Below are 24877 nucleotides of genomic sequence, written 5' to 3' on the forward strand. Positions count from 1 at the left end.
GGAATACTCCGGGCAGGGTGTGTGCTCTACGTAGCAGACCCCCCAAGCCCCCAGGAGGAACATCCATGGCCACGCAGACGCTCACCGAGTCCACGTTCGAGCAGACGATCAAGGAGAACGACATCGTCCTGGTCGACTTCTGGGCCGACTGGTGCGGACCGTGCAAGATGTTCGCGCCCGTCTTCGAGGCGTCCTCGGAGGAGAACCCGGACGTCGTGCACGGCAAGATCGACACCGAGGCCGAGCGCGGCCTGGCCGCCGCCGCCAACATCACGTCGATCCCGACGCTCATGGCGTTCCGCGAGGGCATCCTCGTGTTCTCCCAGCCCGGCGCGCTCCCGGCCCCGGTGCTCAAGCAGGTCGTCGACGCCGTGAAGGGCCTCGACATGGAGGACGTGCGTCGTCAGATCGCCGCGGCGAGCGACGGCTCCCCGGCGCAGGACGCCTGAGCCTGCACGACACCACGACGGCCCGGCACCCTCCGAGGGTGCCGGGCCGTCGTCGTCGCTGTCGCAGGCCCGTCACGCGGGCGGGCGCTGCGTGGCGGGTGTGGAGCCGGTGCCCGTACCGGCAGGGGGCAAGTGGTGCGGGCACCGGCTCTGCCACCACGGTAGACACCGAACTGGACGGTCGTCCAGGTCGGGTGCGGGTGAATCCGGGGAGTGCTGCCGCGCCGTCACGACGGGGACTCCGGCAGGGTCGGGGAGGGTGCGCGAGGCGGGACTCGAACCCGCACGTCCGAGGACACCAGGACCTAAACCTGGCGCGGCTGCCAGTTACGCCACTCGCGCGCGGTGGTCAGTCTACGGCGGGCGGTGCGGCCCCGGCGGCCGGTGCGCGTCGCTCGACGCGCACCGGGCCAGGACGGCGCCGCCCGGGTGCGCTACCTCGGGTCGATGCCGAGGTCGCGACGGAGCTTCGCGACGTGGCCCGTGGCCTTCACGTTGTACTGCGCGAGCTCGACCTTGCCCTCCGGGTCGACGACGACCGTCGAGCGGATGACGCCCACGACCGTCTTGCCGTAGAGCTTCTTCTCGCCCCACGCGCCGTACGCCTCGAGGACGGACCTGTCCTCGTCCGACACGAGCGGGAAGGTCAGGTGCTCGGCCTCGACGAACGCGGCGATCTTGTCGACCGGGTCGGGGGAGACGCCGACGACCGAGTACCCCGCGCCCTGGAGCGAGGCGAGGTTGTCGCGGAAGTCGCACGCCTCCGTCGTGCAGCCGGGCGTGCCGGCCGCGGGGTAGAAGTAGACGACGACGTGCTTGCCGCGCAGGTCGGAGAGCGTGACGGTGCTGCCGTCGGCGGCGGGCAGGGAGAAGTCGGGAGCGGTGTCGCCGACGGTGAGGCGCGTGGACATGGATCTCCTTCGGTCCGGCCAAGGTGTGGTTCGAGCGTAGGTGAGGGTGGGCGGCACCGGTAGCGTTGTCGCTGTGAGCAAGACGACGTCCGCCCCCGCCACCGCCTCGTCCCGCCCGTCGCCGTCCCGGTCGGCCGCCCGCGACCTCCCGATCCGGATGCTGCACGACCGCCTGCTCGTGGACCCGGAGGTCGACGCGAGCGAGCGGCAGAGCTCGGCGGGGCTCGTCATCCCCGCGACGGCCGTGGGCCCGAAGCGGCTGGCATGGGCCGTCGTCGTCGCGGCCGGTGAGCACGTGCGACAGGTCGCGGTGGGGGACCGCGTGCTGTTCGACCCGGACGAGCGCGCCGAGGTCGAGCTCGGCGGCAAGGACCTCGTGCTGCTGCGCGAGCGTGACGTGCACGCCGTCTCGCAGGAGGTCGAGGAGGACGGCCCGACGGGGCTGTACCTCTAGCCAGGGCCGCCGCGCGGGCTCGCCGGGCCGTGTCGCCGACGTCACACGAGGGCGGGCGGAACGGATTTTCCCGGCGCGCCCGCGGCTGCTAGTGTTTTCTCTCGCGCGCCATTAGCTCAATTGGCAGAGCAGCTGACTCTTAATCAGCGGGTTCGGGGTTCGAGTCCCTGATGGCGCACCACCACCGATCGGGCCGTCCGCATGGCGGGCGGCCCGAGCCGTGCCGGTCGAGAGCCGGCGCGGCGGGCGGGCCCGGTCTCCTCGCGGAGATCGGCGGTTCTGGCCGCTGGTAGTGTTCCCTCTCGCGCGCCATTAGCTCAATTGGCAGAGCAGCTGACTCTTAATCAGCGGGTTCGGGGTTCGAGTCCCTGATGGCGCACCCTTCCTGACCAGGCCGTCCACCCTCGTGGTGGGCGGCCTTCGTCGTCCGCCGCCCGGGCGATCCGCCCTCCGGCTCCACCCGTGCAGGTCGCCCGCCGCAACCGTCGCCGTCCGTTTCGCCGGAGTTCGCCCGCCGCCGTCCTCCCGTTCACCCCCGCCGGGAAGGGTCCGGTGCGGGCGTCGTCGCCGCTCGGCAGCGCCGCCCGTCGACCCGTTCGCCACGGAAGGGAACCACGATGGACACGTCCGTGCCCACGCACAGGACTTCGCGACGCACCGAGAGACGCACCGCGAGACGCGCCGAGAGACGGACCGACGGCGGGGCGCGGCGCCGCGCCGCGGTCGCCGGGGCGCTCGGGGCGGTGCTGGTCACCGGCCTGCTCGCGCCCGGCGCCGCCGCCGCGACCGCCCCGGGAGCCTCCCCGACCCTCGACCGGACGGCCGCCCGGTCCACCGGGGCCGCCCCGGAGACCCGGCCGGTGCTGAGCCCGACGACCGGCACGTTCCTCGACGGCACGGTGCGCGTCGCGGCCGACCCCGTCCGCGCGGGCGACGCCGTCACGGCGCTCGCGGTCGACGGCACCGCCCTCGACGCCTCCCCGACGCCCGCGACGGCGCGCCTGCTGTTCGACGTCGGCAGCAACTCGATCGAGAAGCGGTACGGCAGCCACGTGCTCGTCAACGGCGAGCGTCTCGAGCTCGACCGGGACATGGTGTCCGAGCGCGTCGCGCTCGACGTACCCGCGCGGTGGCTCGTGCCGGGCGAGAACCGGGTGCGGTTCGTCGTCGGTGCGGTCACGACGTCGTGCGGCACGAACTACGACGACTACGACCTCACGGACGTGTCCCTCGAGCTCCTGGGCGAGACCGCCGACGGCTCCGCCAACAGCTTCTCCTACGCGTTCGGCGACGGCTCGTGCGGCACGAACACGGCGCGCGTCCTCTCGGCGGACCTCACGTTCGACCTCGACCAGGACCCGGCCGCCACGACCGGCCTCGCCGCGGAGCTCGACACCAGGACGCTCGAGAACGGCGCCCACACGCTCACCGCGACGACCGCGTCGGGCGCGACCGCGACGAGCGCGGTCACCGTGAACAACGGCGCCCCGGGGGCGCCCGTGATCCTCCCTGCCGACGGCGCGCTGCTGCACGGCCCGCAGACCGTGCTCGCCACACCGCCCGCCGGGGGCGAGCCGCCCGTCGGCATCGAGCTGGACGGCACCCCGCTGACCACCGTCGCGACGCTCGGCACCGGCTCGTCGCGGTTCGTCTTCACCGTGGGCTCGAACTCGATCGAGGCCCGCTACACCAACCACCTGCTCGTCAACGGGCAGCGCATCGACCTCGTGGACCGCGACTACGTGAGCGAGACGGTGCGGATCGACGTCCCGAACGCCTTCCTGTCCCCGGGCCGCAACGTCGTGCGGTTCGTCACGGGCACGTACCCGACGGCGTGCGGCGACAACCGCGACGACTTCGCGATCTCCGGGATCGCGCTCGACGTCACCGACGGCACGGCGACCGGCGTGGGCATCGCGCCGTCGTACTCGATGGGCGACGGCGACTGCGGCACGAGCACGACGAAGCCGCGCGAGGTCGACCTCGCGTTCGACGTGACGCGCGACGCCGACGCGCCCGCGACCGGCCTGCGGGCCGACGTCGACACGACGACGCTCGCCGACGGCGAGCACACGATCACGGCGGCGACCGCCGCGGGTGCGGCCGCGCGCCGGACCGTGACCACCGACAACACCGGTCCCGCGATCGTGTCCAGCACGCCGGCGGCGGGCGCGGAGCTCGCGAGCGCGACGAGCCTCGCGGTCGAGCTCGCGGACGCGTCCGGCGTCCTGTCCGGTCCCGACGTCACGCTCGACGGCGAGCCGCTCGAGCTCGGCGCGCCCGTCGGCCCGGGGCTCGCCCCGGGTGCGCACACGCTCGTCGTCACCGCGTCGGACGTGCTCGGGAACGCGAGCACGCACGAGATCGCGTTCTCGAGCCTCGGCGTGCCCGACGTCCCGACCGACCTCGCGCCCGCGCACGGCACGCGCGACGTCGCGGGGAGCGTCGACCTGTCCGCGCGCGTCGCGGCGCCCGGCGGCGGCGACGTCACCGCCACGTTCTCCCGCGGCGACGTCACCGCCCCCGCGCTCGTCGCGCAGGGCGAGTCGGCCGAGGTCCCGACGACGCTCCCGGTCGAGGGCGAGCAGCCCGCCGCGGCGGACGCGCTCGCCCCGGGCGACGACCTGACGCTCGACTCGCCCCAGAGCCGTGACGTCACCTACCAGCGCTTCGAGCTGCCCGCCGAGGGCTCGACCGCCGGCCAGGTCGTGCGCTGGGAGGGGGTCGTCGACCCGCAGCGGCTCGCGACGCTGCACGTGTGGGACGGCGAGCGGTGGGAGCCGCTCGCGTCCGCGCGCGGCGTGGTCGAGGGCACGACGTCGCTGAGCACCGTGCTCCGCGACGGCGCCGCCACCGACGGGACCGTGCACGTGCTCGTGACGGGCACCGACCCCTTCGCGGACGACATCGCGGCAGGCGGGTCGCGCGACGAGACCAACTTCGCGCCCCGCGAGGACTACGACTTCTCGCTGGTCCACCTCACCGACACGCAGTACCTCACCGAGGGCGCGGTCGAGCAGGAGACGGCCGAGGAGCGCGCCGTCTGGGGCAAGGCCTACACCGACCTCACCCAGTGGGTCGTGGACAACGCCGAGGCGCGCGGGATCGCGTACGTGGGTCACACGGGCGACGTGAACGAGAACTACACGCGCCTGCCGGCCGACGACGCGATGGCCGCCCAGGTCCGGGGCGAGTACGAGTTCTCCTCGTCCGCGCAGCGGATCCTCGACGACGCGAACATCCCCAACGGGGTCCTCGCCGGCAACCACGACAACCTCACGGGCCAGGACAACGGGCCGGGGGCGCTGTTCAACGAGTTCTACGGTCCCGAGCGCTACGAGGCCCTGTCCGCGGGGTGGGAGAACGCCTCCTACGGCGGCCCGTGGCGCGACGGTGACAACCAGAACCACTACGACCTGTTCAGCGCGGGCGGGCTCGACTTCGTCGCCGTGTACCTGTCGTACGGGGTGACGGACGAGGAAGCCGCGTGGGCGGACAGCGTCCTCGAGCAGTTCCCCGACCGCAACGCGATCGTGCTCACGCACGACTACCTCGTGCCGAGCACGAACCCCGACGGTCGTGACTCCGAGATCTCGACGCCCGACGGCCGCCTCGTGCACGCCAAGGTCGTCGAGCCCAACCCGAACGTCTTCCTCGTCCTCGCGGGGCACCGGCACGGCGTGGGCATCAACGTGCGCCAGGACGTCGGCGCGCCGGGCAGCGGCGTCGTCGAGCTGCTGGCCGACTACCAGTTCTACGAGGTCACGGCCGAGGAGGCGGGCCTCACCGAGATCGGCGGCTACGCGCCCGACGAGGGTCTGCGGCTCGGCGCGAGCTTCCTGCGCCTGCTCCAGTTCGACGTCGACCGCTCCGAGATGATCGTCGACACCTACTCGCCGTGGCTCGAGAACTTCGGCGCCACCGAGTACGACGACGAGCAGCGCTACGACGGCCGCGAGGACGACTTCACAGTCCCCGTCGACCTCACGTCGCGCGTCACGAGCCTGGCGACCGACGCCGTGTCGCTCTACGCCCCGGGCGAGGAGATCGGCCGGGCAACCGTGCCGTCGGGCGAGGTCGCGACCGTCACGTGGGACGGGCTCGAGGCGGGCGCCGCGCACGCGTGGACCGTCACGGCCACCAGCACGGGCGGCGGCACCGCCGTCTCGCCGGTGAGCACGTTCACCACGGCGCCCGCCGAGGACGGCCTCGTCGTCGAGACGACGGCCCGCACGCAGTGCCTCGGCGGCACGGCCTACGTCGCCGTCCGGGCCCGCAACGCGGACACCGTCCCGGTCGACGCCACGCTCAGCACGCCGTTCGGCGAGCGCACCGTCACGGGCGTGCGGCCCGGCGCGTCGGCGTACCAGGCGTTCTCCGTCCGGGCGGCCGACGTCGCGGCGGGCACCGCGCACGTCGCCGCGAGCGGGGACGGCCGGTCGCTCGCCGCCGACGTCGCGTACGACGCGCTCGCGTGCGGCTGACACCGCGCTGATCCGCCGGCGTCGCGCCGCTGACGCGGTGCCGACGGCACGACGGCGGCCCCCGGACCGGACGGTCCGGGGGCCGCTGCGTCGCCCGCCCGGTCCGCCGGGGGAGCGGGACGGTCAGACGGCGGCCCACCCGCCGTCGCTGTGCAGGACGGCGCCCGAGACGTTGGCCGAGTCGTCCGACAGGAGCCACGTGATCGCTGCGGCCAGCTCCTCGGCGCTCGCGGCCGGCGGGACGGTCGTCGCCATGACCGGGCCGAGCCGCTCGCCCGCGTACGGCGAGCGGAAGGGCGCCTCGATGCTCGTCGCGACGGCCCCGGGGGAGACGACGTTCGCCCGCACGCCCCGGGGCGTGTAGAAGAACGCCGTGCTCTTCGTGAAGCCGACGATCGCGTGCTTCGACGTCGCGTACGCGGTGCCCGACGCCGACGCGCGCGAGCCCGCCTCCGAGCCGACGTTGACGATCGAGCCCTTCCCCGCCTCGAGCATGAGGGGCAGGACCGCACGCGTGAGGCGCATGACCGCGGTGACGTTGACGGTCATGACGAGGTCCCACGTGGCGTCGTCGAGCTCGGCGGTCGGCAGGAAGCCGTCCATGATCCCGGCGACGTTGGCGAGGGCGTCCACCCGGCCGCCCGCGGCGGCGACCACTGCGTCGACCGTGGTCTGCGCGCTCACGTCGCCCGCCACGGTGACGAGAGCGTCCGTGCCGACGTCGGCGACGAGCTTGTCGAGGCGGTCCTCCCGCACGTCGGTGGCGACGACGCGCGCGCCCTCCGCGAGCAGCCGCTCGACCGTCGCGCGGCCGATGCCGGCGCCCGCGCCGGTGACGATCGCCGTGCGGCCCTCGAACCTGCCCGGGACGTGGTTGCTGACCATGACGGCTCCTTCCGTCCGCGCCGGCACTGCCGTCGACCGGCGTCTGCTCCCATCCCAGCGCCCGCGCGCCCGGGCGCGCGAGAGCCCATCGTCCTCGCCCGGACGCCGGTGGTCCCGAGCCCGCGCCCGGGGGTAGGGTCGGCCTCGTGACGCACCCGTCCGTGACCCCCTGGTGGCCGGCCGCCTGACGGCCGGTGACCTCATCCGGCCGTGCCCCGACGACGTGGGCGGCCTCGGTGAACCCGGTGCGCGCGTCGTCGGCCCAGCGGCCGTCCCCCTGAGCTGGAGCCGAGCATGACGACACCGCAGACCCCGCCGACGGCCCTGCCCGTCCGGTCCCTCGAGCCGACGGGCGCCGAGGTGCCCTCGACCGTCCCGACGCACTGGTACAACCTCGCGGCCGACCTCCCCGAGCCCGTGCCCCCGCACCTGCACCCGGGCACGCGCGAGCCCCTCACGCCCGACGACCTCGCGCCGCTGTTCCCGCTCGCGCTCGTCCAGCAGGAGGTGACGACGGAGCGCTACGTCGAGATCCCGCAGACGATCCGCGAGATCTACGCGCTGTGGCGGCCGTCGCCGCTCGTGCGCGCGCGACGCCTCGAGCGGGCGCTGGGCACGCCGGCCCGGATCTACTACAAGTACGAGGGCGTGAGCCCGGTCGGCTCGCACAAGCCGAACACCGCCGTCGCGCAGGCGTACTACAACGCGCTCGAGGGCACCACGAGGCTGACGACCGAGACGGGCGCGGGCCAGTGGGGCGCGTCGCTGTCGTTCGCGGGCGCGCTGCTCGGGCTCGACGTCGAGGTGTGGCAGGTGCGCGCGTCGTACGACTCCAAGCCGTACCGGCGCGCGCAGATGGAGGTCTACGGCGGGATCTGCCACCCGTCGCCGTCGGACCTCACGGAGGCAGGGCGCGCGATGCTCGCCGCGGACCCCGAGACGACCGGCTCGCTGGGCATGGCGATCAGCGAGGCGGTCGAGACGGCCGCGAAGGACCCCGCGGCGCACTACGCGCTGGGCAGCGTGCTCAACCACGTGATGCTGCACCAGAGCGTCATCGGCCAGGAGGCGCTCGTCCAGCTCGACGAGGCGGGCGAGGGCGCGCCGGACGTGGTGTTCGGCTGCGCGGGCGGCGGGTCGAACCTCGCGGGCCTGACGTTCCCGTTCCTCGGCCGCAACCTGCGCGAGGGCACGACGACGCGGCTCGTCGCGTGCGAGCCGGCCGCGTGCCCCTCGCTCACGCAGGGCGAGTACCGCTACGACTTCGGCGACGTCGCGGGCCTCACGCCGCTGCTCAAGATGCACACGCTCGGCAAGGACTTCGTCCCGCCGGCGATCCACGCGGGCGGCCTGCGCTACCACGGCATGTCGCCGATGGTGTCGCACGCGGTGCACCTCGGGCTCATGGACGCCGTCGCGGTCGACCAGGACGAGGCGTTCACGGCCGGGACGCTGTTCGCGCGCAGCGAGGGCATCATCCCCGCGCCGGAGTCGACGCACGCCGTGGCGGCGGCGGTCGCGCACGCGCGCGCGGCGACGGAGCCCGAGGTGATCGTCCTCGGGCTGTCGGGCAACGGGGTGCTCGACCTGCCCGCGTACGCGGCGTACGTCTGACGGGCCGGGCGCCTCGCGCGGCACGACCCCCGCGCGAGGCGCCCGTACCCTGGTGCGGTGCCCGAACCGACCCCCGAGACCCTCGACGAGCCCGTGACCGGCGCCCCCTCCGCGACCCCGGGGGCGGGCGACGCCCGCCCGCGCTACCGCACCCAGCCCGTGTCGTTCGTGCGGCGCAGCGGCCGCCTCGCCCCGCGCCAGCAGCGCGCGTGGGACGCGTACCGCGACCGCTACGTCGTCGACGTGCCTCGCGACGTCGCGCGGACGTCCGTGGACCCGGACCACGTGCTCGACGTCGCGGCGACCTTCGGGCGTGACGCGCGCCTCGTCGTCGAGATCGGCTCGGGCCAGGGCGAGGCCGTCGTCGCCGCGGCCGAGCGCGAGCCGGGCACGGACTTCCTCGCCGTCGAGGTCTACGCGCCCGGGCTGGCCCAGACCGTGCTGCGTGCGTCGCAGCGCGACCTGACCAACGTGCGGCTCGTCCAGGCGAACGCGGCCGAGGTCCTCGCCACCACGCTGCCCGCGGGGAGCGTCGACGAGCTGTGGGTCTTCTTCCCCGACCCGTGGCACAAGTCCCGCCACCACAAGCGCCGTCTCGTGACGCCGTCGTTCGCGGCGCTCGCCGAGCGCGTCCTGCGCGCGCCGGGGGAGGGCGACGACGGCCGCCCCGGCGGGACGCTGCGGCTCGCGACCGACTGGGCCGAGTACGCGGAGCAGATGCTCGAGGTGCTGGACGCCGCGCCGGGGCTGCGCAACGTGCACGGCCCGGGGAACGCCGCGCCGCGCTTCGAGGGCCGGGTGCTCACGGGGTTCGAGCGCAAGGGCGAGGCCGCGGGACGCGTCATCACGGACCTGGAGTACGTGCGCGTCTGACCCGCGGCAGGGCTCGCGACCGGCCTCGCGACCGGCCGCGCGCGGTCCTTGCGGACAACAGTGATCTACGGCACATTGTGCCGGGGGTGGAACGTCGCCCCGGGCACGCAGCGTCGCGTGCGGTCGCGTCGACAGGCGACCGTCCGCGGGGTGCGGGCTCTCTGTCTGTCCACGGAATGAGCCAACGGAGGCGTCATGACCGACGTGACGGCCGCCCCCGGACCGGGGCCCGCCGAAGAGACCGACTACCAGCGGGTGCAACGCTCGCCCGAGTTCCAGGACCTGCGCCGACGCTTCCGGAACTTCGTGTTCCCGATGACCGCGCTGTTCCTCGTGTGGTACTTCGTCTACGTGCTGCTGGCGAACTACGCGCACGACCTCATGAGCGTCCGGGTGTGGGGGAACGTCACCGTCGGGCTGCTCCTCGGGCTCGGCCAGTTCGTGTCCACGTTCGCGATCACCATGATCTACGCGCGCTGGGCCAACAAGCGCTTCGACGCCCAGGCGGACGAGCTCCGCCGGGAGATCGAGGAGGACGAGCTGTGAGCGCGCACCTCCTGGCCGCCGAGGCCACGGACGTCGGGAACCCCGTCGTCAACGTCGCGATCTTCGCCGTGTTCGTCGCCGTGACCCTCGTCATCGTGCTGCGCGCGTCCCGGCAGAACAAGTCCGCCGCGGACTACTACGCGGGCGGACGGTCGTTCACCGGGCCGCAGAACGGGACCGCCATCGCGGGCGACTACCTGTCCGCCGCGAGCTTCCTCGGGATCTGCGGCGCCATCGCGATCAACGGCTACGACGGGTTCCTCTACTCGATCGGCTTCCTCGTCGCGTGGCTCGTCGCGCTGCTGCTCGTCGCCGAGCTCCTGCGCAACACCGGCAAGTTCACGATGGCCGACGTGCTGTCCTTCCGGCTCAAGCAGCGGCCCGTGCGCATGGCCGCCGCGCTCGCGACCCTCGCCGTCGTGTTCTTCTACCTGCTCGCGCAGATGGCCGGGGCCGGCGGGCTCGTGGCGCTGCTGCTCGGCGTGGACTCCACGGCGGGCCAGAGCGTCGTCGTCGCGGTCGTCGGCGCGCTGATGATCCTCTACGTGCTGGTCGGCGGGATGAAGGGCACCACCTGGGTCCAGATCATCAAGGCCGTGCTGCTCATCGCGGGCGCCGCCGTCATGACCGTGTGGGTCCTCGCGAAGTTCGGCTTCAACCTGTCCGACCTGCTCCAGGGCGCGATCGACAAGGCGGGCCCGGGCGGCGAGGCGCTCATCGAGCCCGGCAAGCAGTACGGCGCCACCGGCACCACCAAGCTCGACTTCCTGTCGCTCGCCCTCGCGCTCGTGCTCGGCACCGCCGGCCTGCCGCACGTCCTCATGCGCTTCTACACCGTGCCCTCCGCCAAGGAGGCCCGCCGGTCGGTCGTGTGGGCGATCTGGCTCATCGGCATCTTCTACCTGTTCACGCTCGTGCTCGGGTACGGGGCGGGCGCGCTCGTGGGGCCGGAGACGATCAGCTCCGCTCCAGGGGGCGTGAACTCCGCGGCACCCCTGCTCGCGTTCGCGCTCGGCGGCGAGATCCTCCTCGGCTTCATCTCCGCCGTCGCGTTCGCGACCATCCTCGCCGTCGTCGCCGGGCTCACCATCACCGCGGCGGCGAGCTTCGCGCACGACATCTACGCCAACGTCATCAAGCGCGGCGAGGTCAAGCCCGACGGCGAGGTCAAGGTCGCGCGCATCACCGTCGTCGTCATCGGGATCCTCGCGATCCTCGGCGGCATCTTCGCGCAGGGCCAGAACGTCGCGTTCCTCGTGGCGCTCGCGTTCGCCGTCGCGGCGAGCGCGAACCTCCCGACGATCCTCTACTCGCTGTTCTGGAAGCGGTTCAACACCGCGGGCGCGCTGTGGAGCATGTACGGCGGCCTGATCTCGTGCGTCGTGCTCATCGCGTTCTCTCCCGTCGTGTCCGGGAAGGTCGACCCGGTGACGGGCGCGAGCCTGTCGATGATCAAGAACACGGACATCGACTTCGCGATCTTCCCCCTGAGCAACCCCGGGATCGTGTCGATCCCGCTCGCGTTCCTCCTCGGGATCGTCGGGACGCTCCTCAGCAGGGAGAAGCCGCACCCCGAGAAGTTCGCCGAGATGGAGGTGCGCTCGCTCACCGGGGCGGGCGCCGAGAAGGCGACGGTGCACTAGCCCGACGGCGGCCCCCGCGGAGCGTGCGGACGCCCCCGGCGCGAACCGGGGGCGTCCGTGCGCGGCAATTTCCGTCGCGCGGCACGTCGACGACGCCGTACGGTCGCGCCGTGACCTCAGCGACCCCAGCGACCCCAGCCCTCGCCGTCCCGGGCGGAGAGACGCCGGTCCTCGTCGTCACCGGGGCGATGGCCTCGGGGAAGTCCACGGTCGCCGACGCGCTCGCCCGCACGTTCCCGCTCGCCGCGCACGTGCGGGGCGACCAGTTCCGGCGGTTCGTGGTCAGCGGCCAGGCGTCGACGGCGCCGCCCCTGTCCGCCGCGGCCCGGGCCCAGCTCGACCTGCGGCAGGCGCTCGCGGCGCAGGTTGCCGACACGTACGCGGCCGCGGGCGTCACGGCCGTGGTCCAGGACATCCTGCTCGGTCCCGACCTCGCGCGGTTCACGGCGCGCGTGCGCACCCGGCCGTGCTACGCCGTCGTGCTGACGCCGGACGCCGCCACGCTCGCCGCGCGCGACGCCGGTCGCCACAAGCAGGCGTACGGCGCCTGGACCCCGGAGGAGTTCGCCGCCGCGGCCCGCGCGACGCCCGGTGGGCTGCACGTCGACACGACCGGGTGGACCGACGCGCAGACCGTCCGGCACGTGCTCGACCGGCTCGACGAGGCCCGCGTCGCCTGACCCGCCGTCGCACCGCCGGGCGGCGACCGGGCCGTCGCGCGAGGATGGGCCCATGACGTCCGACGCGCAGCCCGAGGCCACCCCTGACGAGACGTACGACGTGATCGTGATCGGCGGCGGGCCCGTCGGCGAGAACGCCGCCGACCGCGCGTCGCGCACCGGCCTGAGCGTGGCGCTCGTCGAGGCCGAGCTCGTGGGCGGCGAGTGTTCGTACTGGGCGTGCATGCCGTCCAAGACGCTCCTGCGCCCGGGGGCCGTGCGGGCCGAGGCGCGGGGCGTCCCGGGCGTCACCGTGGGGGACGACCTCGACGTCGCCGCCGTCCTCGCGCGCCGCGACCAGATGGTCTCCGACTGGGACGACTCCGGCCAGGTCTCCTGGGTCGAGGGCGCGGGGCTCACGCTCGTGCGCGGGCTCGGGCGGATCGTCGGCCCGCGGCTCGTGGAGGTCGTCGCCGAGGAGCCCGACGCCGACCCGGACGACCTCCCGCGCACCCGGCGGCTCGCGGCCCGCCACGCGGTGATCGTGGCGACCGGCAGCGTGCCCGTCCTGCCCGACGTCCGCGGGCTGGCGGACGCGAACCCGTGGACGAGCCGCGAGGCGACCGCGGTCGAGGACGTGCCCGAGTCGCTCGCGATCGTCGGCGGGGGCGTGGTCGCCACCGAGATGGCGGTCGCGTTCGCCGACCTCGGGGCGCGCGTGACCGTGCTCTCGCGCGGCAGCCTGCTCGGGCGCACCGAGCCGTGGGCGGGCGAGGCGGTCGCCGCGTCGCTGCGGGAGCTGGGGGTCGACGTGCGGCTCGGCGTGGCGACGGAGGCCGTCGAGCCCCTGCCCGACGGCGGCGTGCGGCTCGTCCTCGCGGCCGCCGGTCCCGAGGACGGCGGGGACGCGCCCGACCTGTCGCCCGTCACCGTCGAGCGCGTGCTCGTCGCGACGGGCCGCGTGCCGCGCACGCAGGACCTCGGCGTCGACTCCGTCGGGCTCGCGCCCGGCCGCGCGCTGGAGGTCGACGACACGATGCTCGTCCAGGGTCTCGGGTCGCAGGCCGGTACCGGGTGGCTGTACGCGGCCGGCGACGTCACCGGTCGCGTCGCGACGACCCACCAGGGCAAGTACCAGGGCCGCGTCGCGGGCGACGTCGTCGCCGCGCGCTTCGGTGACCCCGACGCCGACGGCGCACCCACCGCGGGCGAGCGGCCGCCCGCCGTCGGTGCCCGGCCCGAGCCGTGGTCGCGGTTCGCCGCGACGGCCGACGCCGTGGCCTCGCCCCAGGTCGTGTTCACCCGTCCCGAGGTGGCGGCCGTCGGGCACACCGAGGCGTCCGCTCGCGACGCGGGCCTCGACGTGCGCGTCGTGCGCTACGACCTCGCGAACGTCGCCGGATCCTCGGTGCGCTCCGCCGACTACGCGGGCAGCGCGCAGCTCGTCGTCGACGCCGCGCGCGAGGTCGTCGTCGGCGCCACGTTCGTGGGCCCCGACGCGGCCGAGATGCTGCACGCCGCGACGATCGCCGTCGTGAGCGAGGTGCCGCTGCGCCGGCTGTGGCACGCCGTGCCGTCGTACCCGACCGTGAGCGAGGTCTGGCTGCGGCTGCTCGAGGAGTACGGGCTGTAGGGACCGCCCGGCGCGGGCCCGGCGCCCGCGCCGCGGCCCGGTCGCCTAGGCTCGGGGACGTGACGACCGAGAACTCCGCCCCGCGCGTCGCCCTCGCGACGTGCTCCGTCCTCCCGCAGCTCGACCCCGACGACGCGCCGCTCGTGCGGGCGCTCGACGCCCGGGGCGTCGCGGCGCAGCCCGCCGTCTGGGACGACCCCGACGTGGACTGGGCCGCGTTCGACGCCGTCGTCGTGCGCTCGACCTGGGACTACTCGGCCCGGCGCGACGAGTTCGTCGCGTGGGCGAGCCGGGTCCCCCGCATCCTCAACGCGGAGCAGGTGCTGCGCTGGAACACCGACAAGGGGTACCTGCGCGAGCTCGAGGGCGCGGGCATCCCCGTCATCCCGACGCTGTGGCTCGACCCGGCGCGCAACCTCTCCTCGCGCGCGATCCACACGCGCCTGCCCGCCCAGGGCGACTTCGTCATCAAGCCCGTGGTGAGCGCGGGCGCGAAGGACACGGGCCGGTACCAGGCGGGCGAGGCGCACTCGCGAGGACTCGCGATCCAGCACGCCAAGAACCTGCTCGTCTCCGGGCGCGAGGTCATGGTGCAGCCCTACGTGACGAGCGTCGACACCGCGGGGGAGACGGGCCTCGTCTTCGTCGACGGCGAGTTCTCGCACGCCGTGCGCAAGAACGCGCTGCTCACCGGCCCGCACCGCCCGACGCGCGGCCTGTACCAGCAGGAGGAGATGAGCCCGTTCACCGCGTCCGACGAGCAGCTCGACGTCGCGCGGCGGGCCCTGGCCGTGGCGGCCGACGCCGTCGGCGGCGGCGACCCGGCGAGCTTCCTCTACGCGCGCGTGGACGTCGTCACGGGCAACGACGACGGCGGCGTCGTGGTCATCGAGCTCGAGCTCACCGAGCCGTCGCTGTTCCTCGCGCTCTCCCCGGGGTCTCTCGACCGGTTCGCCGACGCGATCGCGGCGCGCGTCGCGCGCTGACCCGCACAGGCCCGTCCACGCACGACGGCGGCCCGTCCCGATCCCGGGACGGGCCGCCGTCGTCGTGCGGTCAGGCGAGGCCGTTCTCCGACAGCCAGTCCGCGGCGATGTCCTCGGGCGAACGCTGGTCGACCGTGGACTCCACGTTGAGGGCGACGAGGCCCTCGGGGGTGAGCGCCTCGCTCACCGGGTTGATGACGTCCGCGATCTCGTCGGCGATGTCCGCGTTGACCAGCGGCACGACGTTCGAGGCGAGGAACAGGCCCTCCGGGTCCTCGAGCGTGACGAGCTTCTCCGTCTGGATGCGCGGGTCCGCGCTGAACACGTTCGCGATGTTCACGGTCCCGGCGACGAGGTCCTGGACGGTCGTGTCGCCCGTCGCGACGAACGACACGTCGACCCCGTAGACGTCCTTGAGCCCCTGCGGGCCGTAGGGGCGCTGCTCGAGCTCCGCAGGGCCGCCGAGCGTGAGCGGCACGTCGAGGCCGGCGAGGTCGGACAGGCTCGTGAGGTCGTTCTCCGTGGCGAACGCCTCGGTGACGTTGTAGGAGTCCTGGTCCGTGGCGGTCGACTGGTCGAGGACCGTGAGGCCGTCGGGCAGGGCCTCCTGGAGCGCCGCGTACACGTCGTCGGGCGACGTCGCCGTGGTCTCCGGGTCGAAGAACTGCAGCAGGTTGCCCGTGTACTCCGGGAAGAGCTGCACCTCGCCGCTCTCGAGCGCCGGCATGTACGCGTCGCGCTGGCCGATCGAAAAGTTGCGCTCGACCGTGAAGCCCTCCGCTTCGAGCGCCTGCGCGTAGATCTCCGCGATGATCTCGTTCGAGTAGTAGGCCTGCGAGCCGACGACGATCGTGTCGGACGAGGCGCTGCCGCCGCCGTCGGAGCTCGTGGTGTCCTCGGCGAGCGGGTCGGACCCGCCGCCGCAGGCGGTGAGGGCGAGGACGGCGGTCGCCGCGGTGGCGACGAGGGCGGCGGTGCGTCGGGTGGTGCGCATGTGTCTGCCTTTCTGAGGGCCGTCCCGGGGACCGGGAGGGGTCGGTTCGGCGCGTGCGGCGGGGGAGCGCCGTCCGCGTGTCAGGCGGTGGTGGGTTCGGGGGCGCGGCGGCGCCGCCGGGACGGGGAGTCTTCCGCGGACCGGCCCGCCGTGACGCCGCGCGGCACGACGACCCGTTGGAGGATCGCGAACAGTGCGTCGAGCACGACGGCCAGCACGACGATGACGAGCGCCGCCCCGAGGATCTGGGAGAAGTCGCGGATCTGGATGCCCTGCACGATGTAGAAGCCGAGTCCCCAGTTGCCGACGTAGCCTGCGAGCGTCACGGTGGCGACGACCTGGAGCGTCGCGGACCGCAGCCCGCCGATGAGCAGCGGCAGCCCGAGAGGAACCTCGGCCTTGAGGAGGACCTGCCACCCGGTCATGCCGACGGACCGGGCGCCGTCGACCACGCGCCGCTCGACGGCCTCGATACCGGCGTACGCCCCCGCGAGGATGGGCGGGATCGCGAGGAGCACGAACGCCGTGATCGACGCGGCGACCTTGTGGGTCACCCCGAGCACGAGCACGAGCAGCAGGACGAGCCCGAACGAGGGCACGGCGCGCGCCGCGCCCGAGAGGGCGACCGCGATCTCCCGCCCGCGCCCGGTGTGGCCGATCGCCCAGCCTGCGGGGATAGCGATCGCCGCGGCGATCAGCACCGCCACGAACGTGAACGCGAGGTGGGTCCAGATCGCCTCGGGCAGCGGGAGCGCGCCGGTGAGCCGGTCGGGGGAGAAGATCCAGGCGACCGCGTCGGAGAAGACGTTCATGCGCGCACCTTCCGGGACCAGGGCATGACCGCTCGCCCGGCGAGCACGAGCAGCAGGTCGACGAGCAGGGCGATGACGACGACCGCGACGACGCCGGCCAGGATCTCGGGGACGATCTGCCGCTGGTAGCCGTTGGTGAACAGGTAACCGAGGTTGTCGATCCCGATGAGGATGCCGACCGTCGCGAGCGAGATGGTCGAGACGGCCGTGACGCGCAGCCCGGCGAGCACCACCGGGCCGGCGAGCGGGAGGTCGACCTGCCAGAAGCGTCGCCACGGCCCGTACCCGACGGCGAGGGCTGCCTGCCGGACCGTCGGGTCGACCGAAGCCAGGGCGTCGGCGACGAACCGCGTCATGATTGCCACCGCGTAGATCGTCAGTGCCACCACCAGGTTGACCTCGGACAGGAAGCTGATGCCGAGGAGCGGCGGGAGCAGCGCGAAGAGCGCGAGCGACGGGATCGTGTAGAGCAGCCCGACGAGCGTGAGCACGAGACCCCGCGTGAGGCGGAACCGGAACGCGAGCCAGCCCAGCGGGATCGAGACGACGAACCCCAGCACGATCGGCACGACGCACTGGCGCAGGTGCTCGACGGTCAGCCGGCCGATGAGGTCGACGTTGTCCAGGACCCAGGTCATGCGCCGTCCTCGGGGGCGTCGCCGACGAGCACGCCCTGGGTCCGTCCCGCGCCGTCGACGAGGACCGTGCCGTGGTCCGTCCGCTTCGTGCGCAGCGCACGACGGCCGCGCTCGGCACCGATGAAGCTCGCGACGAACTCGCTCGCGGGGTTCTCGAGCATCTCGCTCGGGGACCCGATCTGCGCGATCTGCGCCCCCTTCTCGAGGATCACGACCTGGTCGCCGAGCAGGAAGGCCTCGTCGACGTCGTGCGTGACGAAGACGACCGTCTTCTCCAGCTCCCGCTGCAGCCTGATGGTCTCGGTCTGGAGCTCGGCCCGCACGATCGGGTCGACCGCGCCGAACGGCTCGTCCATGAGCAGGATGTTCGGGTCCGCGGCGAGCGCGCGGGCGACGCCCACGCGCTGCTGCTGGCCCCCCGAGAGCTGGCTCGGGTAGCGGTCGGCGAGCGCCCGGTCGAGGCCGACCGTGTCGAGGAGCTCGAGGGCGCGCTCGCGCGCCTGCCTCCGGGGCGTGCCCTCGAGCCGCAGGACCGTCGTCACGTTATCGACGACCTTGTAGTGGGGGAGCAGCCCGCCGTTCTGCAGGACGTACCCGATGCTGCGCCGCAGCTTCACCGGGTCGCGGTCGAGGACGGAGCTGCCGTCGATCTCGATCGTGCCGGACGTGGGCTCGACCATCCGGTTGATCATGCGCAGGAGCGTCGTCTTGCCGCTCCCGGAGGAGCCGACGAGCACCGTGGTGCGGTGGGGTGGGATGACGAGGTCGAAGTCGGCGACCGCGGCCGTGCCGTCGGGGTACGTCTTCGTGACCGATCGGAACTCGATCATGGGGCGCTGCCTCCCGACAGTCGGTGAACGGCCTCCACCCAACCACGACCGCGGTTCGGCTCGTCAAGCGCAATGCCGCGCGTCCCCCAGACCGTACGACGAACCACCGACACGCCGCACCCGGACCGCGCGGGCAGCCTCCGCACGGGTGCGGCGGCCGCCCGCGCGCGTCCGGCGGGCCGCGCGGATTCGCCCGTGACGTGCGTCACGCCACGTCCTATCGTGGCGCTGTGCCGCACCTCGACGCCCTCCTCGCCTTCGCGCTCGCCTCCCTCGTGCTCGTCGCGATCCCGGGCCCGAGCGTGCTCTTCGTCGTCGGCCGCTCGCTCACGCTGGGCCACCGCGGCGGCGTGCTCAGCGTGCTCGGCAACGAGCTGGGCGCGCTCACGCTCGTGGTCGCGGTGGCGCTCGGGGTCGGGACGGTCGTCGCGACGTCGGTCGCGATCTTCACGGTCGTCAAGCTCGTCGGGGCCGCCTACCTCGTGTGGCTCGGCGTCCAGGCGGTCCGCCACCGGCGCGACGGGACCGTCACCGTCGACGCCGCCCCCGTCCGCGAGCCCTGGTGGCGCGTGGTGCGGCAGGGCTACGCCGTCGGGGTGACCAACCCCAAGACGATCGTGTTCTTCGTCGCGGTGCTGCCGCAGTTCACCGACTTCCACGCGGGCCGCGTGCCCGCGCAGATGGTGGTGCTCGGGCTCGTCTTCACCCTCATCGCGTTCGTGTGCGACAGCGTCTGGGCGCTGGCGGCGGGCGCGGCCCGCTCGTGGTTCGCGTCCTCGCCCCGACGGCTCGGCGCGGTGCGGGCCGCGGGCGGCGGGATGATGATCGGCCTCGGTGGCGTCCTCGCCGTCGCGTCGCACCGCGCACCCTGAGCGGCCCGGAGCGCGCCGACGGGGGCTCCTCGGGCACGGGACGCGACGAGGGCCGGTCTCCGTACGGAGACCGGCCCTCGCCGTCTGGGGTGAGTAACGGGACTTGAACCCGCGACCCCCTGGACCACAACCAGGTGCTCTACCAGCTGAGCTATACCCACCATGTGAGCCGTGCTCACGGACCGGCGCCTGGAGCACCGGCCGTCGAAAAGTGTACCCGGTCCGCGGGGTGCTCCTGGACGCCTTTCTCGCGTCAGACCTCGCCGGCTCCTGTGACGGTCGCCACGGCCGGGTCGTCGGTGGCGTCCGTGCCTTCCGCGGGGCGCGTGCGCCCGAGGGTCACGCTCGTCGTGACGACCTGCTCCGCGATCTTGCGGGCGGTCGCCGAGTCCGGGCCCGGCGCGGGCACGAAGACGGCGGCGCGGTAGTAGCGCAGCTCGTCGATGCTCTCGAGGATATCGGCGAGCGCGCGGTGCCCGCCGTGCTTCTCGGGAGAGGAGAAGTAGGCGCGGGGGTACCAGCGGCGCGAGAGCTCCTTGACGGAGGAGACGTCGATGATCCGGTAGTGCAGGTGGCTCATGAGGGCCGGCATGTCGCGGTCGAGGAACGCCTTGTCGGTCCCGACGGAGTTCCCCGCGAGGGGCGCCTTCCCGGGCTCCGGCACCCAGGTGCGGACGTAGTCCAGGACGCGCTGCTCGGCCTCGGCCAGCGTCAGGCCCTCGTCGAGCTCGTCCAGGAGGCCGGACGTCGTGTGCATCTGGCGCACGAAGTCGCCCATCTGCTCGAGCGCCTCGGCCGGGGGGCGGACCAGGACGTCGACCCCGTCGCCGAGCACGTTGAGCTCGGAGTCGGTGACGACCGCGGCGACCTCGACGAGGGCGTCGGCGCCCAGGTCGAGCCCGGTCATCTCGCAGTCGATCCAGACGATGCGTTCGTTCGCGTTCACAGGGCTCACGCCCACAGCCTAGCCGCGCACGAGGAAGGCCCCGGCGGTCCGGTCCACGGAGGGTCCGGACGGCCGAGGCCTTCGACGGGTCGCGCTCTCGCCCGGCGGGGTGTGCCCCCGGTGCGACGAGCGCTCGGTGCGCGTCATGCGGTGCGGCGCGACAGGCGGGCCTGCCGGGTGTGCGCCGGGACGCGGGTCGTGGTGCGGCGCAGCTGCGACCGGCGCAGGGTCTGCTCCTGCAGCTGCTCGCGACGGCTGAGGGCCGCCACGTCGTACGTGATCAAGGGATGCATGGTGCTGCTCTCGTGACGCTGGGTTCGTGGGTCTGGCCTGACCCTCCACCGCCCGGTACGGACCGGACGGACGCCACCGCGGTGTGTGCTCATACGACCACGCCGGGCGCCGGGGGCGCACGGGATTTTCGCCAGGACCGCCCGGGGGCCCGTCCGGTCCGTCGGAGGGTCGGCCCGGGACCGTGCCGCGCTGCGTCGTCGGCCCGCGTTCCGTAGCCTCCGGGGATGGGTGCGACGACGAGCGGGTCGAAGGAGGGCACGTCGCCGCGGGCGGTGCTCGTGAGCGTCTGGCCGGGGGTGCTCCTGGTCCTGGTCGGCGTCCTGGGCTTCGCCGGCCTGCTGGACTCCGTCCGGGAGCGGGACGACCTCTGGCGGTTCGACGAGCCGCTGCTGGCCTGGATGGTCGCGCACCGGACTCCCGTCGCCACGGGGGTGCTGACGGTCGTGACGAACGTGTTCGGCCCGTTCGTGCTGCCCGTCCTCGTGGCGGTGGGGTGCGTCGTGTGGGCCCGCCGCTCGGGGACGTGGTGGGAGCCGGGCCTGCTCGCCGGGGCGATGGTGCTCGCGACCCTCGTCTCGAGCGTGCTCAAGGCCGTGATCGCGCGACCGCGCCCCCCGGACGTCTCGATGGTCGTGGCCGGGGTGGAGCGGTCGTTCTCGTTCCCGTCGGGCCACACGATCGGCGCGGCGGCGCTCGTGCTCGTCGGGGGCTACCTCGTGTGGCACCGCCACCGCGACGCGCGCGTGCTCACGGTCTGGGTCGTGGCGTCGGTGCTCGTCGTCGGGACCGTGGCGCTGAGCCGGCTCTACCTCGGGTACCACTTCCTCACGGACGTCCTCGCCGGGCTCTGCCTGGCCGTGGCGGTGCTCGGCGTCGTGGTCGCGGTCAGCCGGGTGCACGACCTGCTGGCTCGACCGGAGGCATCCCCGCGGCGCGTCGAGGCGCCGCCCGAGGAATCTTAAGAAAGAACTCTTGCGCAAGATATCTTTCGTGACGTAGCGTCGTCGCCATGACGACCGCTGCCGACCGCCCCGCGCCGGGCACCCCCGCGAGCACGACCCCGCCGGAGCCGGTCGTCGCGACCGACCCGGCGAGCATCCGCGCCCTCGCGCACCCCCTGCGCCTGCGGATCCTCGCGCTGCTCGACGACGAGGGCGAGGTCACGGCCACGCGCTGCGCCGAGGTCACGGGCGAGTCGGTCGCGAGCTGCTCGTTCCACCTGCGCATGCTCGCGAAGTACGGCTACGTCGAGGCCGCCGAGCGGCGCGGCAAGGAGCGCCCGTGGCGGACGGTCGGGCGCGGCCGCCAGACCCGCTTCGACCCCGACGTGCCCGAGTCGCTGCCCGCGGCGAGCGCCGTGGCGGACCTCGTGCTCGGCCAGGAGGCGGCGCGCGTGCGGGCGTGGCTCGCCGGCGCCGCGGCGGAAGACCCGCGGTGGCTGCTCGCCTCCACGCTCAGCTCGTCGTCGTTCTACGCGACGCGCGAGGAGCTCGACGCGCTCGCGCGCGAGGTCGAGGCGCTCACCGACCGGTTCGCCGGGCGCTGGGAGGACCCGGCGCTGCGCCCCGAGGGCGCGCGACCGGCGCGGCTGTTCGCCGTCGTCAACGCCGACCCGCCCGCGGACCCCCGGTGACCGCGCCGTCCGAGCCGGCGGCCACGGACCAGGCCGCGGCGCCGACGTCGACCGCCGCGCCGACGGCGACCGGGGAGAGGGCGACCGGGGCGTCCGCGCCGCAGCGCGAGAGCACGACGCCGGGACCGGACGCACGGGCGGCGCTCCGCGGGCGCCCCTTCCGGCTGCTCTCCGTCGCGTGGGGCTTCACCAACTTCGCCGACTCGGTGCTCGCGATCATCCTCGCCGTGTGGGTCAAGGACCTCACGGGATCGAACGGTGCGGCCGGGCTCGTGTTCGCCGCGCTGGGCCTGCCCGCGCTCGCGTCGCCGTTCCTCGGCCAGCTCGCCGACCGGGTGTCCCGCCGCCGGATGCTCGTCGCGACGTACCTCGTCGGCGCGGCCGTGCTGCTCGCGCTCCTCCTCGTCCGCGGCCCGGGACAGGTGTGGCTCGTGCTCCTCGTGACGGTCGTGTACTCGGGGGTCGGGTTCGCGACGTCCGCGGCGCAGTCCGGGCTCGTGCGCGACATGCTGCCCGACGACGCGCTCGCCGCCGCGAACGGCCGTCTCACGACGATCGACCAGGTGTTCCGCCTGCTCATGCCCGTCGTCGGCGCGGGCGCCTACGCGATGGCGGGCGTGTGGCCGCTCGTCCTGGCCGCGTCGGGCGCGTTCGTCGTCGCGGCCGCGGTGGTGGCGCGCGTGCGGGTGCGCGAGACACCGCCGGCCGACGAGCGCGAGCCGTACCTCGCCGAGGTGACGGCGGGCTTCCGGCACCTCGCGCGGACGGCCCCGCTCGGCGTGCTCACCGTCGCCCTCGTCGTCGCGTTCGGGGCGGTGGGCCTGCTCAACGCCGTGAGCCTCGCGATCGTCGAGGACGGCCTCGGCCTGCCCGCCGCGCTGCTCGGCCCGGTCTCGTCCGTCCAGGCCGTGACCGCGATCGTGGCCGGCCTCACCGCCGCCCGGCTCGCGGCCCGGTGGGGCGCGCAGCGCCTCGTCGCGCTGGGGCTGGTCGTGCTCGCGCTCGGCATCGTCCCGGCGACCGGCACGAGCGTGGTGGCGGTCGTCGTCGGGCTGGGCGGCGTCGGCCTCGGCGTCACGTGGGCGATCGTCGGGTTCGTCACCGAGCGCCAGCTCCGCACGCCGCCCGCGCTCCAGGGCCGGGTGGCCGCGGCGAGCACCATGCTGCTCAACGTGCCCCAGCTCCTGCTCACCGTGGTGGGGGCCGCGCTCGTCGGGGTCGTGGACTACCGGGTGCTGCTCGTCGTGACCGTGGCGGGCATCGCCGTCGCCGCGGCGCTCGCCCTGCGTGGCCGCCGCGCCGTCGCCGGCGCGCGCTAGCGGGACCGACCGGCGGCACAGCGGCGGGGCCGGGACAGCGGGCACGACAGCGGGGGGACGACGGCGGGGCGCAGCACCGGGACCACCGGCGAGACGACGCCGGGGCGGCCTCAGTCGTCGAGGCCGCGGGCGCGCAGCGCGTCGCCGAGCGCGTCCGCCTGGCGCAGGGCGCCCACGACGAGCGGGACGGCGAAGGCCCGGACGTCGTGCTCCCGGCCGCGCGCGCGGCACGCGTCCCGCACGCGCTGCGCGAGCGCCGCGACCACCGGGACGGAGCGCACGGCGAGCGAGAGGACGAGCGCGACCCGGCCGACGTCGACCCCCGCGCGGCGGAGCGGGCGCAGCCCGCGCTCGATCGCCGCGAGCACCGCGGCCGTGCGGGTCGTGAGCAGCACGAGGCCCGCGAGCGCGACGAGCGCCACGAGGCGGGTCGTGAGGACCACCGCGGCGGCGGGACCGAGCGCGAACCACTGCACCGCGAGGAGCACCGGCACGACGAGCCGCAGCGGTCGGACCTGCTCCCACGCCGCGCGGGCCCCCACCCCCGCGAGCGCGTAGAGCACCGCGACCACGACGACCACGACCCCCACCGCGACCGGTGACGACACGAGCAGCACCGCGCCCGACGCCGTCGCGAGGCCGACGAGCTTCGCCCCGGCCGGGAGGCGGTGCAGCACCGAGGTGCCCGGCCGGTAGCCGCCCGGCGTCATCCCGGCCCCGCGTCGACCAGGCGCCGGTAGTGCGCGACGGCCGGGCCCGGCGCGTCGTCCGCCACGACCCGCCCGCCGTCGACCACGAGCACGCGGTCCATCGCGTCCATGAGCGCGAGGTCGTGCGAGACGAGCACGACCTGCTGGGGGAGGGACGCGAGCTCGGCGGCGACGCGGCGCGTGTTGCGCAGGTCGAGGAGCGTGGTCGGCTCGTCGGCCACGACGAGGCGCGGTCCCGCCGCGAGCACGGAGGTGAGCGCGAGGAGCTGCTTCTGGCCGCCCGAGAGCAGGTGCGCGGGATGGTCAGCGTGCTCGGCGAGGCCGCGCGCGGCGAGCGCGCGCCGCACGACCGCGGCGCGCTCGTCCGCGGGGACGCCGCGCAGCGAGTACGCGACGTCCTCCGCCACGGTCGGCATGACGATCTGCGCGTCCGGGTCGGTGAACACGAACCCCACGCGCCGTCGCACCGCCGCGCCCTGGCGGCGCGTGTCGAGACCGTCGACGAGCACGCGTCCCGCGGTGGGCACGACGAGCCCGTTGAGCAGGCGGGCCAGGGTGCTCTTGCCCGAGCCGTTCGCCCCGACCACGCCGACCCGGCGCTCGCGCAGCTCGAGGCTCACGCCGCGCAGGACGTCGCGCTCGCCGAGCCGCACGTGCACGTCCTCGAGCCGCACCACGCAGCCCGCTGCGCC

At 74.3% G+C, this 24877-nt stretch carries 24 protein-coding genes and 4 tRNA genes; 16 read left to right on the forward strand and 12 right to left on the reverse strand.

Annotated elements, in window-relative coordinates:
- Nucleotides 1–65: 65 nt before the first annotated feature.
- A complete protein-coding gene (trxA, locus tag E1O70_RS18830) occupies nt 66–449 on the forward strand; it encodes a thioredoxin (RefSeq protein WP_061268537.1) in 384 nt (127 codons plus the stop codon).
- A gap of 260 nt (nt 450–709) precedes the next feature.
- Here trxA and E1O70_RS18835 read toward each other — a convergent pair.
- Together E1O70_RS18835 and bcp are read right to left on the reverse strand one after the other, a co-directional pair.
- Nucleotides 710–791 (reverse strand) — tRNA-Leu (locus E1O70_RS18835).
- Nucleotides 792–883: 92 nt separating this feature from the next.
- On the reverse strand, nt 884–1360 hold the full coding sequence (bcp, locus tag E1O70_RS18840; protein ID WP_061268538.1) for a thioredoxin-dependent thiol peroxidase: 477 nt from the start codon (nt 1358–1360) through the stop codon (nt 884–886).
- Nucleotides 1361–1433: 73 nt separating this feature from the next.
- On the opposite strand from bcp, the gene E1O70_RS18845 reads away from it, so the two are divergent.
- The 4 genes from E1O70_RS18845 to E1O70_RS18860 all read left to right on the forward strand — a co-directional run bounded on the left by E1O70_RS18845 (nt 1434) and on the right by E1O70_RS18860 (nt 6298).
- Nucleotides 1434–1814: a GroES family chaperonin gene (locus E1O70_RS18845; protein ID WP_031316090.1), complete on the forward strand. Its 381-nt coding sequence runs from the start codon at nt 1434–1436 to the stop codon at nt 1812–1814.
- A 105-nt stretch (nt 1815–1919) separates the two neighbouring features.
- A tRNA-Lys gene (locus E1O70_RS18850) sits at nt 1920–1995 on the forward strand.
- Between the two features lie 125 nt (nt 1996–2120).
- Nucleotides 2121–2193 (forward strand) — tRNA-Lys (locus tag E1O70_RS18855).
- A 364-nt stretch (nt 2194–2557) separates the two neighbouring features.
- Nucleotides 2558–6298 carry a metallophosphoesterase family protein gene (locus E1O70_RS18860; protein ID WP_128957531.1) on the forward strand — a complete coding sequence of 1247 codons (3741 nt, stop codon included), beginning with the start codon at nt 2558–2560 and terminating at the stop codon, nt 6296–6298.
- 123 nt (nt 6299–6421) lie between these two features.
- Here E1O70_RS18860 and E1O70_RS18865 read toward each other — a convergent pair whose 3' ends face one another.
- On the reverse strand, nt 6422–7183 hold the full coding sequence (locus E1O70_RS18865) for an SDR family NAD(P)-dependent oxidoreductase (protein WP_061268540.1): 762 nt from the start codon (nt 7181–7183) through the stop codon (nt 6422–6424).
- A gap of 294 nt (nt 7184–7477) precedes the next feature.
- Here E1O70_RS18865 and E1O70_RS18870 point away from each other — a divergent pair, with 294 nt between their 5' ends.
- The 7 genes from E1O70_RS18870 (at nt 7478) to E1O70_RS18900 (ending at nt 15137) form a co-directional block, all read left to right on the forward strand.
- Nucleotides 7478–8797 (forward strand): TrpB-like pyridoxal phosphate-dependent enzyme, encoded by a 1320-nt coding sequence (locus E1O70_RS18870; protein ID WP_043654086.1) that lies wholly within the window; start codon nt 7478–7480, stop codon nt 8795–8797.
- 57 nt (nt 8798–8854) lie between these two features.
- On the forward strand, nt 8855–9670 hold the full coding sequence (gene trmB, locus E1O70_RS18875) for a tRNA (guanosine(46)-N7)-methyltransferase TrmB (RefSeq protein ID WP_370670918.1): 816 nt from the start codon (nt 8855–8857) through the stop codon (nt 9668–9670).
- A gap of 195 nt (nt 9671–9865) precedes the next feature.
- Nucleotides 9866–10216, forward strand: a complete 351-nt coding sequence (locus E1O70_RS18880) for a DUF485 domain-containing protein (RefSeq protein WP_021482757.1) — start codon at nt 9866–9868, stop codon at nt 10214–10216.
- Entirely contained in the window at nt 10213–11859 is a 1647-nt protein-coding gene (locus E1O70_RS18885) for a solute symporter family protein (RefSeq protein ID WP_021482756.1), read from the forward strand. The genes E1O70_RS18880 and E1O70_RS18885 overlap by 4 nt, the downstream gene beginning before the upstream one ends.
- 110 nt (nt 11860–11969) lie before the next feature.
- Entirely contained in the window at nt 11970–12539 is a 570-nt protein-coding gene (locus E1O70_RS18890; protein WP_240696771.1) for an AAA family ATPase, read from the forward strand.
- Nucleotides 12540–12591: 52 nt separating this feature from the next.
- Complete coding sequence (locus E1O70_RS18895) at nt 12592–14151, forward strand: dihydrolipoyl dehydrogenase family protein (protein ID WP_061268542.1); 1560 nt, start codon at nt 12592–12594, stop codon at nt 14149–14151.
- 59 nt (nt 14152–14210) lie between these two features.
- A complete protein-coding gene (locus tag E1O70_RS18900; protein WP_061268543.1) occupies nt 14211–15137 on the forward strand; it encodes an ATP-grasp domain-containing protein in 927 nt (308 codons plus the stop codon).
- Between the two features lie 70 nt (nt 15138–15207).
- On the opposite strand, the gene E1O70_RS18905 is transcribed toward E1O70_RS18900, so the two are convergent.
- The 4 genes from E1O70_RS18905 to E1O70_RS18920 form a co-directional block, all read right to left on the reverse strand.
- Nucleotides 15208–16131, reverse strand: a complete 924-nt coding sequence (locus tag E1O70_RS18905; RefSeq protein WP_061268544.1) for an ABC transporter substrate-binding protein — start codon at nt 16129–16131, stop codon at nt 15208–15210.
- An 80-nt stretch (nt 16132–16211) separates the two neighbouring features.
- Nucleotides 16212–16943 carry an ABC transporter permease gene (locus tag E1O70_RS18910; RefSeq protein ID WP_061268545.1) on the reverse strand — a complete coding sequence of 244 codons (732 nt, stop codon included), beginning with the start codon at nt 16941–16943 and terminating at the stop codon, nt 16212–16214.
- The gene (locus E1O70_RS18915; RefSeq protein ID WP_043654098.1) at nt 16940–17581 is read right to left on the reverse strand and encodes an ABC transporter permease; all 642 of its coding nucleotides are present in this window, start codon (nt 17579–17581) and stop codon (nt 16940–16942) included. The genes E1O70_RS18910 and E1O70_RS18915 overlap by 4 nt, the downstream gene beginning before the upstream one ends.
- Complete coding sequence (locus tag E1O70_RS18920) at nt 17578–18411, reverse strand: ABC transporter ATP-binding protein (RefSeq protein WP_061268546.1); 834 nt, start codon at nt 18409–18411, stop codon at nt 17578–17580. Before E1O70_RS18920 ends, E1O70_RS18915 begins: the two co-directional genes overlap by 4 nt.
- A 230-nt stretch (nt 18412–18641) precedes the next feature.
- Between E1O70_RS18920 and E1O70_RS18925 the strand changes: the two genes are divergently transcribed.
- Nucleotides 18642–19283 carry a LysE family translocator gene (locus E1O70_RS18925; protein ID WP_061268547.1) on the forward strand — a complete coding sequence of 214 codons (642 nt, stop codon included), beginning with the start codon at nt 18642–18644 and terminating at the stop codon, nt 19281–19283.
- Nucleotides 19284–19368: 85 nt separating this feature from the next.
- Here E1O70_RS18925 and E1O70_RS18930 read toward each other — a convergent pair.
- The 3 genes from E1O70_RS18930 to E1O70_RS20020 form a co-directional block, all read right to left on the reverse strand.
- Nucleotides 19369–19444: transfer RNA gene (locus E1O70_RS18930), tRNA-His, on the reverse strand.
- Between the two features lie 92 nt (nt 19445–19536).
- Nucleotides 19537–20238 (reverse strand): oligoribonuclease, encoded by a 702-nt coding sequence (gene orn, locus E1O70_RS18935; protein WP_082774658.1) that lies wholly within the window; start codon nt 20236–20238, stop codon nt 19537–19539.
- Nucleotides 20239–20372: 134 nt separating this feature from the next.
- Nucleotides 20373–20513, reverse strand: a complete 141-nt coding sequence (locus tag E1O70_RS20020) for a hypothetical protein (protein WP_157446647.1) — start codon at nt 20511–20513, stop codon at nt 20373–20375.
- 234 nt (nt 20514–20747) lie between these two features.
- Here E1O70_RS20020 and E1O70_RS18940 point away from each other — a divergent pair, with 234 nt between their 5' ends.
- Genes E1O70_RS18940 through E1O70_RS18950 form a run of 3 tightly spaced genes read left to right on the forward strand, consistent with a single transcriptional unit; the run spans nt 20748 to nt 23475 of the window.
- Complete coding sequence (locus E1O70_RS18940) at nt 20748–21485, forward strand: phosphatase PAP2 family protein (RefSeq protein ID WP_061268548.1); 738 nt, start codon at nt 20748–20750, stop codon at nt 21483–21485.
- Nucleotides 21486–21532: 47 nt separating this feature from the next.
- Nucleotides 21533–22156 (forward strand): ArsR/SmtB family transcription factor, encoded by a 624-nt coding sequence (locus tag E1O70_RS20210; RefSeq protein ID WP_061268549.1) that lies wholly within the window; start codon nt 21533–21535, stop codon nt 22154–22156.
- Nucleotides 22153–23475: an MFS transporter gene (locus E1O70_RS18950; RefSeq protein WP_061268550.1), complete on the forward strand. Its 1323-nt coding sequence runs from the start codon at nt 22153–22155 to the stop codon at nt 23473–23475. The genes E1O70_RS20210 and E1O70_RS18950 overlap by 4 nt, the downstream gene beginning before the upstream one ends.
- A gap of 110 nt (nt 23476–23585) precedes the next feature.
- Here the strand turns inward: E1O70_RS18950 and E1O70_RS18955 are convergent, their stop codons facing one another.
- Both E1O70_RS18955 and E1O70_RS18960 read right to left on the reverse strand, forming a co-directional pair.
- A complete protein-coding gene (locus E1O70_RS18955) occupies nt 23586–24185 on the reverse strand; it encodes an energy-coupling factor transporter transmembrane component T family protein (RefSeq protein ID WP_061268551.1) in 600 nt (199 codons plus the stop codon).
- Nucleotides 24182–24862 (reverse strand): energy-coupling factor ABC transporter ATP-binding protein, encoded by a 681-nt coding sequence (locus tag E1O70_RS18960; protein ID WP_061268581.1) that lies wholly within the window; start codon nt 24860–24862, stop codon nt 24182–24184. Before E1O70_RS18960 ends, E1O70_RS18955 begins: the two co-directional genes overlap by 4 nt.
- Nucleotides 24863–24877: the final 15 nt, after the last annotated feature.

Source organism: Cellulosimicrobium funkei (assembly GCF_004519295.1).
Taxonomy (GTDB): domain Bacteria; phylum Actinomycetota; class Actinomycetes; order Actinomycetales; family Cellulomonadaceae; genus Cellulosimicrobium; species Cellulosimicrobium funkei.